This window comes from Oceanobacillus massiliensis str. N'diop (assembly GCF_000285495.1).
GTDB classification, from domain to species: domain Bacteria; phylum Bacillota; class Bacilli; order Bacillales; family Amphibacillaceae; genus Oceanobacillus; species Oceanobacillus massiliensis.
In genome coordinates this window covers 225,906-234,270 of record NZ_HE610978.1, presented here as the reverse complement: position 1 = coordinate 234,270, position 8,365 = coordinate 225,906, and the positions used below count along the sequence as shown (strand labels likewise).

Sequence of the window (8,365 nt, the reverse complement as noted above, 5' to 3'; positions counted from 1 at the left end):
CTTGATTATGGACGAATTTCAACATGAGAAGAATAAAGATGCACAGGTCCCGCCGAATCACGGGGAACGAGATAAAAACCAGGATTTTGTCGGCATTGAACCAGACAGCTCCCGGAATGAAGAATATGCCGCAGAGATGACTGTTGACGATTTGGACCGTTCCGACGAAGTGTCCGGAAAATCGGATACAACAACGATGTATGGCTGGATAGCGATTGCTCTATCCGTAATTTCATTTTTTGTGTGGCCAATCGTTCTTGGGGCTGCAGGGATTATTTTTGGCTTTATCTCGAGAAGCCGCGGTGCAGACACATTGGGTAATATCGCAATCGCAGCTGGTGCAATATCCATTTTAATCACACTCTTTATATTGCCATTTGTATGATGAAAGAGGCTGATTCGGTTCAGCCTCTTTTTTGTATGGTTGTCATTCATTGGTTATACACAGGGAAATAATAAACGGTGTGGGGTTTCAGGTTAAGTGGGTCGGTTGTTGGATTTAGCGCTTCAAAATGTTCAATGGCCAGCTTCATATTCAGTTGTTCCAGGTTGCTTTTATTCATGTCTTCAATTATGGATAGAACGGTATCACCCGGGACCACCTTTACATGTGCAATGGAATAATTCCCTGAAGAACCTGGGGTGATCATTTCGGATTCTTGCTTATTTGTATCTACCTCCGTCGTTATATCTTGATAAATACTGATGAAGAGCAATATAATGAAAATAAAAAGAAAAAATCTTTTTAGCGTATACATAAAATTTCTCCTTTAGGATGAAACCATTTGCATGTAAAAGCGTATTACTGAATAGGGGGGGGAGAATAGATGGCTATTTTTGACTTACAGTGGATTGGGTTTGTTATAACATTTTTTGGAACGTTATTTTTAATTGGCGAAGTACTTGTCAATATGCGGGGATTCTTTGGTTTGCTTGGAATAGGATTCATCACTGTCTATTTTGGAGCGTATGTTCAAACTGGATCTTTCATCCTTATGCTTATTATATATTTTGTTGGTTTATTACTTATTATTATTGATGGTAAAATAGTTAACGATGGTACCTTGGCGACTCTTGGTCTTGCAAGTATGCTGACAGCCGTAGCATTGGCAGCACCGGATCTTACTTCTGGTTTATATGCCATATTGGGTGTTCTTTTTGGTACAGGAATATCTTTTATTTTTCTCAAGGTATTTAAGAAAAGAGATGTATGGACTAAACTCGCGCTGACAGACCAATTAACGAGCGAGGCTGGATATAATTCCATGAATGAGGAATATAAGTCATTATTGGGCGAGGAAGGGATTACACTGAATGCGTTGCGGCCAGTCGGCACTGTCAAAATTGGCAAACAGGATTACAGTGCCATTTCCAATGGCCAATGGATAGAAAAAGGAAGCAGCATCAGGGTGGTTCAAGTTGATGGAACGAGAATTCTTGTGGAAAAAATGGAATAAATTGCAAATGCCAATTCGACACTTTAATCGAATTGGCTTTCTTTATGATTAAAGCCTTCTTCTATAGGAGTGACGTATGAAATAGCGCGAATAGGGTAGATATAAATAGGATGGAGTTTAAAAATGGAATCTGAATGTAAATTTAATGTAAATTTTTATATATATCCTTTACAAACGAATCATCTATCATTAATAATGGATAGGGTGTGAAACGACAAGAATCAACATAATTGAAGGGATGGAGAATCATTGGAAATCGATGTACAAGCACTGATATTTGAATTTATTGGTGGACTGGGTATATTTCTTCTTGGTATTAAATTTATGGGCGATGGCCTGCAGAAATCTGCTGGAGATCGTCTGAGAGACATTCTTGATAGATTTACAAGTAATCCATTCCTTGGAGTATTGGCGGGGGTTATCGTAACCGTACTTATCCAGAGCAGTTCCGGTACAACCGTATTGACTGTAGGTTTGGTAAACGCCGGATTTATGACACTTAGACAGGCAATTGGTGTCATTATGGGTGCTAATATCGGTACAACCGTAACGGCATTCATTATCGGAATCGATATTGGAGAATATGCATTGCCGATCATAGCGATTGGTAGTTTCCTGATCTTCTTCTTTAAAAATCAAAAAGTTACAGCAGCCGGACAGGCTATATTTGGATTCGGTGCATTGTTCTTTGGCTTGGAGCTAATGAGCAGCGGAATGTCACCACTGCGGAGTCTTGAAGCGTTTCATGAATTAACGTTAAGAATGAGCGATACACCTATTTTAGGAGTCGTTATAGGGACCGTATTTACTTTGATCGTGCAAAGTTCAAGTGCTACAATCGGTATCCTGCAAGGTTTATTCTCAGAAGGCGCAATCGAATTGCAAGCAGCAATACCTGTATTGTTTGGAGATAATATCGGTACAACAATTACGGCGATATTGGCCTCAATTGGTGCAACTGTCGCAGCACGAAGAGCCGCACTGACGCATGTCATTTTTAACTTGGTTGGTACAGTCATATTCCTCTTGCTGCTGGGAGTATTTACTGCATTGATTACGTATCTGCAAGGAGTATTTGATCTGAATCCTGAAATGACCATCGCATTTGCCCATGGTACTTTCAATATCACAAATACAGTTATTCAATTCCCATTCATAGCCGGATTGGCATGGATCGTAACTAAATTGGTCCCTGGAGAGGACACGATTATTGAATATAAAGCACAGCATTTGGATCCTATCTTTATAACACAATCGTCTTCACTCGCCCTTGACCAGGCAAAGGCAGAGGTTATTCGCATGGGTGAGTATGCATTCAAAGGACTGGAAGAAACAAATGCATATGTAACCACACAGGGGAAGAAGCATTCTGAGCTTGCATTGCAAATCGAAGGTGCTTTGAATAATCTGGATCGTAAAATCACCGATTACCTTGTAAGCATTTCTGCTGAATCATTATCAGAAGCTGAGAGTGCAAAACATACATCCTTAATGGATACAGTAAGAGATATTGAACGGATTGGCGACCATTTTGAGAACATTGTCGAACTGATTGACTATAAGATCTCAAATAAAGCCCATTTAACAGAACAGGCTATGGAAGACTTGAACAATATGTTTGATTTGACCTTGATGACAGTTAAACAAGCAATTGAGTCGCTTGACCATTTGGACCGCGAAGCAGCGCTGGAAGTTGTCCAAAAAGAGGATCAAATCGATAAGATGGAACGTAAATTCCGCAAGAAGCATATTATCCGAATGAATGAGGGTCTATGCAGTGGTTCTTCTGGTATTGTATTCGTGGATATTATCAGTAACCTCGAACGGATTGGCGACCATGCTGTCAATATTGCAGAATCGGTATTGGGAGAGTAATTAGCTATAGAAAAAAAGGGGGGAAACCTCCTTTTTTTGTTTATCATCATGCAGCCTGTAACAAATTTTAACATTTTTTGATTTTTATCTTGAAATTAGATTTGGAACATGCTATTATAAATAACGCAGTCGAAATTGACCATACATAAACAGTTTTGCCACAGCGCAAAAAAGATTGACAGATTTACTTTAACATGATAAATTATATTTCGTTGCTGATTATTGCATATCCAAGAATTCATCGAAAAGCCATTGATAAAACGAAATTGGCAATTGATAAATTCCGAATGCAGGACATCAAAACTCTAAGATTATTCCACAGTAGCTCAGTGGTAGAGCTATCGGCTGTTAACCGATCGGTCGTAGGTTCGAATCCTACCTGTGGAGCCATGGCGGTGTAGCTCAGCTGGCGAGAGCGTACGGTTCATACCCGTGAGGTCGGGGGTTCGATCCCCTCCGCCGCTACCAATTCAATAAACTATATGGCGGTCGTGGCGAAGGGGTTAACGCACCGGATTGTGGCTCCGGCATTCGTGGGTTCAATTCCCACCGGTCGCCCCATATTTGATTAAGAAGGACCCTTAGCTCAGTTGGTTAGAGCTATCGGCTCATAACCGATCGGTCGTAGGTTCGAGTCCTACAGGGTCCACCATAAAACTCGGGAGGTATACCCAAGTCCGGCTGAAGGGATCGGTCTTGAAAACCGACAGGCGGGTCAAACCGCGCGGGGGTTCGAATCCCTCTACCTCCTCCATCTTTATTTCAATCAAAAACGTTTTACGTATTATGGACAAACTCATATGGCTTGGTAGCTCAGTCGGTAGAGCAGAGGACTGAAAATCCTTGTGTCGGCGGTTCGATTCCGTCCCGAGCCACTCTTTTAAAACAGGCTGATAGCTTGTTTTTTTAATGCCAATTTTCCCCTTTTATTGTCGAAATTAGCATTTTTGCTGGAACAGCTTTTCCTTGGTGCATAAAGTTTGCAACTATCGTTTAGCTCTGATAATCTTTTATTTAAGGGGTTTACAATCCTTTATAATACTTATTCATTTAAGGAGGAAGTTTTATCATGGCAAAATTTGAATTACCAGAATTACCATATGCATATGATGCATTAGAACCAACAATCGACAAAGAAACAATGAACATCCATCATACGAAGCACCACAACACGTATGTTACCAAATTAAATGATGCTTTAGAAGGTCAGGCAGATCTTCAGGCTAAATCTGTAGAAGCTTTAATCAGCAACTTGGATGCAGTACCTGAAAGTGCACGCACTGCTGTTCGCAACAACGGTGGCGGTCATGCCAACCATAGCCTTTTCTGGAAGCTTTTATCACCAAATGGCGGTGGCGAGCCAACTGGAGAATTAGCTGATAAAATTGCCGCTAAATTTGGCAGCTTAGATAAATTCAAAGAAGAATTCGCAGCAGCGGCAGCTGGACGCTTTGGTTCCGGCTGGGCGTGGCTCGTTGTCAATAATGGAGAGCTTGAAGTAACAAGCACACCAAATCAGGATTCACCATTAATGGAGGGGAAAACTCCTGTATTGGGTCTTGATGTTTGGGAGCATGCCTACTACCTTAAATATCAAAACAAACGCCCTGATTACATCTCCGCATTCTGGAATGTTGTTAATTGGGATGAAGCAGCAAAAAATTATAACGCAGCTAAATAAATTTTTGAAGAGACACGCGGATAATATTCCGCGTGTTTTTCTGTATATATAACATTCCTTCGTTCACACTATTAGTGATGCAAAGGAGTATTTTATGATGCAAAAACTTTTGGATTTCTATCGTAGTAAAATGGAAAGCAACAGGGATCTGTTGGTATTGCTGCTTATCGGCGGGCTGTATTCAGGCGGGATTTTTCTATCAAATACTTTTGTCAATATTTATTTGTGGAAACAATCCAGCGATTTTGTTACCATAGCAATTTACAATTTTTCGATAAGCATTTTCCAGACCGTTGCGTTTGTGTTTGCTGGGAGATTGACGAAAAAAATCGATCGCATTGTTGTTTTGCGATTGGGAGTTTTTTTTCTGTCGCTATTTTTCCTAAGTGTCCTGATCATTGGCGAACATGCAGCAGAATTTAATTTTATGCTTGGCAGCATGCTTGGAATCGGCTATGCTTTTTATTGGCTTGCGTTCAATGTCCTGACGTTTGAAGTTACAGAGCCGGATACAAGAGATTTTTTTAATGGGTTCCTTGGAATTCTTCAATCCTTAGGGGGAATGACAGGACCTTTGTTTGCAGGTTTCATTATTGCAAAAATGACGGACAATATCGGCTATACTGTCATTTTCGCCATATCATTTTTTCTGTTTGCATGCGCAGTTGGGGCTAGCTTTTTATTGAAACGGCGAGGTGCAGAAGGGGTTTTTCATTTCCGGAGAATCCTGGAAGAAAGGAACCATAATAGAAATTGGAAGCGAATACTCCATGCACATTTTTTTCAGGGATTACGGGAAGGAATCTTCGCATTTGTTATTTCCATATGGGTATTTTTGGTGACAGAAAGTGAGCTTGCCCTTGGAACATTCAATATGTTCCTTTCTGGACTATCTGTTATTTTCTATATGATTGCAACAAAATTTATTAAGCCTGCAATGAGGAAGAAAGCTATTCTCTTTGGTGGATTGTTGCTTTATTTCTCCATTTTTATCATCCTCTTTGAAATTAATTATTTCCTGCTGATGGTTTATGCAGTTGTCATCGGAATTGCATATCCTCTCATTACTGTCCCCTATGTATCCCTGACGTTCGATGTCATCGGCAAGGCATGGAAAGCTGGAGAAATGAGAGTTGAATATATTGTTGTCCGAGAATTATTCCTTAACATTGGCAGGGTGCTTTCCATTCTGATATTTCTTGCCGGTGTGAAATTCTTTGTCGCTGAGGATGTTATTCCATTAGTATTAACGGTTCTTGGCGGCGGGCATATCATGATTTATTTTTTTGTCCGGAATATCTATTTAGGAAGCTCAAAGAGGAAAGAAATTTTAATGAAGGACCAAATTACAGACGAAAAAAACCGGTAAATATGGTAAAATCAATATTGTGTAAAAGCAATAGAAAATTACCTTTCGCATTGGGGGAGAGCAGATGAAGAAAAAGAAAAAGAAAGCCCAGCTTCCCATTCGAATTAATATATTATTCTTTGTTGTATTTTTACTGTTTTCAGTATTGATTCTACAGCTTGGTGTCGTGCAGATTTTGAATGGGGAAGACTTTCAGGAAGAAATCGAACGGACAAATCTGGATACAACAAGCATCCCTGTACCAAGGGGGAAAATATATGATCGGAATGGAAATGTCATAGTCGATAATGAAGCCGAGTATTCAATCACATATACACCACCAAAAGGTGTTCAGGCAGAGGACAGGCTTGAAGTTGCTGAAGATCTTGCCAAGTATATCGTGATGGATGATAAAGATACCCTTGAAGGCATTACGGAGCGAAACAAAAAGGAATATTGGTATTTGTTAAATAAAAAAGAAGCCGACAAGCGAATTTCCGCTGAAGATGCAGAGGATATGGAAAATGCAGAGGTCTATAATGCAACACTTGATAAGATAACAGAAGAAGAGATCAGCGATTTCAGCAAGCAGGAGCTTGAAGTGATTGCAATTAAGAAAGAATTAGACAAAGCATACTCACTTACACCACAGATTGTAAAAAATGAGAATGTATCAACGGAGGAGTATGCAACCATCGCAGAACATCTCGATGAACTTCCTGGTATCAATGCTACGACGGATTGGAACAGGGAATATTCATTTGGTGAAACACTTACAAGCCTCCTGGGTTCTATATCTTCTCAAGAACAAGGGATACCCGCCGGTGAAGAAGATTCTTATTTGACTAAGGGCTACAGCCGCAATGATCGTGTTGGAAAAAGCGGATTGGAATTGCAGTATGAAGATCTTCTTAGAGGAAGAAAAGAGCAAATCCAATATACGACCAAAAAAGACGGTACGGTAATTGATTCGAAGACCGTTGTCGAAGGGCAGCGGGGTAAAGATCTCGTACTTACTATCGATATGGAATTCCAGCAGGAAGTTGATAAGATCGTAGAAGAGGAATTGAAGGCCGCAAAGAAAGAGCATCCGTATGAGAATCAATATTTGACGGACGCGCTGGCAGTTGTGATGGACCCTAATACGGGAGAATTGCTGGCCATATCTGCAAGTCATTATAATGAGGAAACGAAGGAATATGAAGATTCTGGCTTTAGAGCATTGTCGGATGCACATACGCCTGGTTCCGTAGTCAAAGGTGCTACCATACTTGCCGGACTGGACTCCGGAGCGATTAAACCTGGTCAGAGCTTTTATGACCGACCGATAGAAATAAAAGATTCACCAACATTCAGGTCCTATTCCACCGGACTGGGTTCCATGACAGATATTACTGCGTTGAAAAAATCATCGAACGTTTACATGTTTTATGTAGCTTTAAGGATGATGGGGGAAAACAGATATCCTTTTCCTTCTAAAGAGATACCTAGATTTGATTCAAATACACTGCAGGTATTAAGGAATTATTATCAGCAGTTTGGTTTAGGAGTGGCCACTGGAATAGATTACCCGCATGAATCAACGGGATATACGGGGACTTCAAATAGTCCTGGACTGACGATGTTCCAAGCAATCGGCCAATATGATCAATATACTGCCCTTCAATTGGCCCAATATGCCTCAACAATAGCAAATGACGGGTATCGGGTAAGGCCTCATTTCCTAAAAGAAGCACGCGAGCCAATTGCATCTCAGGATGAACTCGGTCCGTTATACAAAACGGTTAACACAGATGTATTGAATAAGATAGATATTGACGACAACTATCTCGATCGAGTACAGGAAGGCTTCCGCCAAGTATTTCAGGAACAGGGCGGAACAGCATATAGCTATTTCAAAGATGCAGATTACAAAGCAGCAGGTAAAACAGGTACTGCAGAGGTTGGCTATTATAAAGACGGTAAAAAACTAGGCAGATACTTTGAACCATAACTTAATTGGCT

The 8,365-nt window shown here is 40.4% G+C and carries 7 protein-coding genes and 6 tRNA genes; 12 read left to right on the top strand and 1 reads right to left on the bottom strand.

Translation table 11 applies throughout. The features are described from left to right. Window positions 1–385: hypothetical protein (locus OMHG_RS11085; protein WP_315969507.1), on the top strand; the 385-nt coding region annotated here is incomplete at its 5' end. Window positions 386–431: 46 nt separating this feature from the next. On the opposite strand, the gene OMHG_RS11080 is transcribed toward OMHG_RS11085, so the two are convergent. Beyond that, window positions 432–758 carry a hypothetical protein gene (locus OMHG_RS11080; RefSeq protein ID WP_010650898.1) on the bottom strand — a complete coding sequence of 109 codons (327 nt, stop codon included), beginning with the start codon at window positions 756–758 and terminating at the stop codon, window positions 432–434. A gap of 69 nt (window positions 759–827) precedes the next feature. Here OMHG_RS11080 and OMHG_RS11075 point away from each other — a divergent pair, with 69 nt between their 5' ends. The 11 genes from OMHG_RS11075 to OMHG_RS11025 all read left to right on the top strand — a co-directional run bounded on the left by OMHG_RS11075 (window position 828) and on the right by OMHG_RS11025 (window position 8,354). Further along, complete coding sequence (locus tag OMHG_RS11075; RefSeq protein ID WP_010650897.1) at window positions 828–1,457, top strand: NfeD family protein; 630 nt, start codon at window positions 828–830, stop codon at window positions 1,455–1,457. Between the two features lie 249 nt (window positions 1,458–1,706). Next, the gene (locus tag OMHG_RS11070; RefSeq protein WP_010650894.1) at window positions 1,707–3,332 is read left to right on the top strand and encodes a Na/Pi cotransporter family protein; all 1,626 of its coding nucleotides are present in this window, start codon (window positions 1,707–1,709) and stop codon (window positions 3,330–3,332) included. A 315-nt stretch (window positions 3,333–3,647) separates the two neighbouring features. Beyond that, window positions 3,648–3,722: transfer RNA gene (locus OMHG_RS11065), tRNA-Asn, on the top strand. Between the two features lies 1 nt (window position 3,723). Next, window positions 3,724–3,800, top strand: a tRNA-Met gene (locus OMHG_RS11060). A gap of 17 nt (window positions 3,801–3,817) precedes the next feature. Further along, a tRNA-His gene (locus OMHG_RS11055) sits at window positions 3,818–3,893 on the top strand. A gap of 14 nt (window positions 3,894–3,907) precedes the next feature. Next, window positions 3,908–3,984 (top strand) — tRNA-Ile (locus OMHG_RS11050). A gap of 9 nt (window positions 3,985–3,993) precedes the next feature. Beyond that, window positions 3,994–4,086 (top strand) — tRNA-Ser (locus OMHG_RS11045). Window positions 4,087–4,134: 48 nt separating this feature from the next. After that, window positions 4,135–4,207 (top strand) — tRNA-Phe (locus tag OMHG_RS11040). Between the two features lie 194 nt (window positions 4,208–4,401). Further along, a complete protein-coding gene (gene sodA, locus OMHG_RS11035) occupies window positions 4,402–5,013 on the top strand; it encodes a superoxide dismutase SodA (RefSeq protein WP_010650893.1) in 612 nt (203 codons plus the stop codon). Between the two features lie 97 nt (window positions 5,014–5,110). Beyond that, window positions 5,111–6,382, top strand: coding sequence for an MFS transporter (locus tag OMHG_RS11030; protein WP_010650891.1), 1,272 nt, complete (start codon window positions 5,111–5,113; stop codon window positions 6,380–6,382). Between the two features lie 64 nt (window positions 6,383–6,446). Then, window positions 6,447–8,354, top strand: coding sequence for a peptidoglycan D,D-transpeptidase FtsI family protein (locus OMHG_RS11025; protein ID WP_010650890.1), 1,908 nt, complete (start codon window positions 6,447–6,449; stop codon window positions 8,352–8,354). Window positions 8,355–8,365: the final 11 nt, after the last annotated feature.

Excerpts from the sequence above, each read along its gene's own strand:
- OMHG_RS11080 (WP_010650898.1), bottom strand. The coding sequence starts at position 758 with ATGTATACGCTAAAAAGATTTTTTCTTTTTATTTTCATTATATTGCTC.
- OMHG_RS11075 (WP_010650897.1), top strand. The coding sequence starts at position 828 with ATGGCTATTTTTGACTTACAGTGGATTGGGTTTGTTATAACATTTTTT.
- sodA (WP_010650893.1), top strand. The coding sequence starts at position 4,402 with ATGGCAAAATTTGAATTACCAGAATTACCATATGCATATGATGCATTA.
- OMHG_RS11030 (WP_010650891.1), top strand. The coding sequence starts at position 5,111 with ATGCAAAAACTTTTGGATTTCTATCGTAGTAAAATGGAAAGCAACAGG.
- OMHG_RS11025 (WP_010650890.1), top strand. The coding sequence starts at position 6,447 with ATGAAGAAAAAGAAAAAGAAAGCCCAGCTTCCCATTCGAATTAATATA.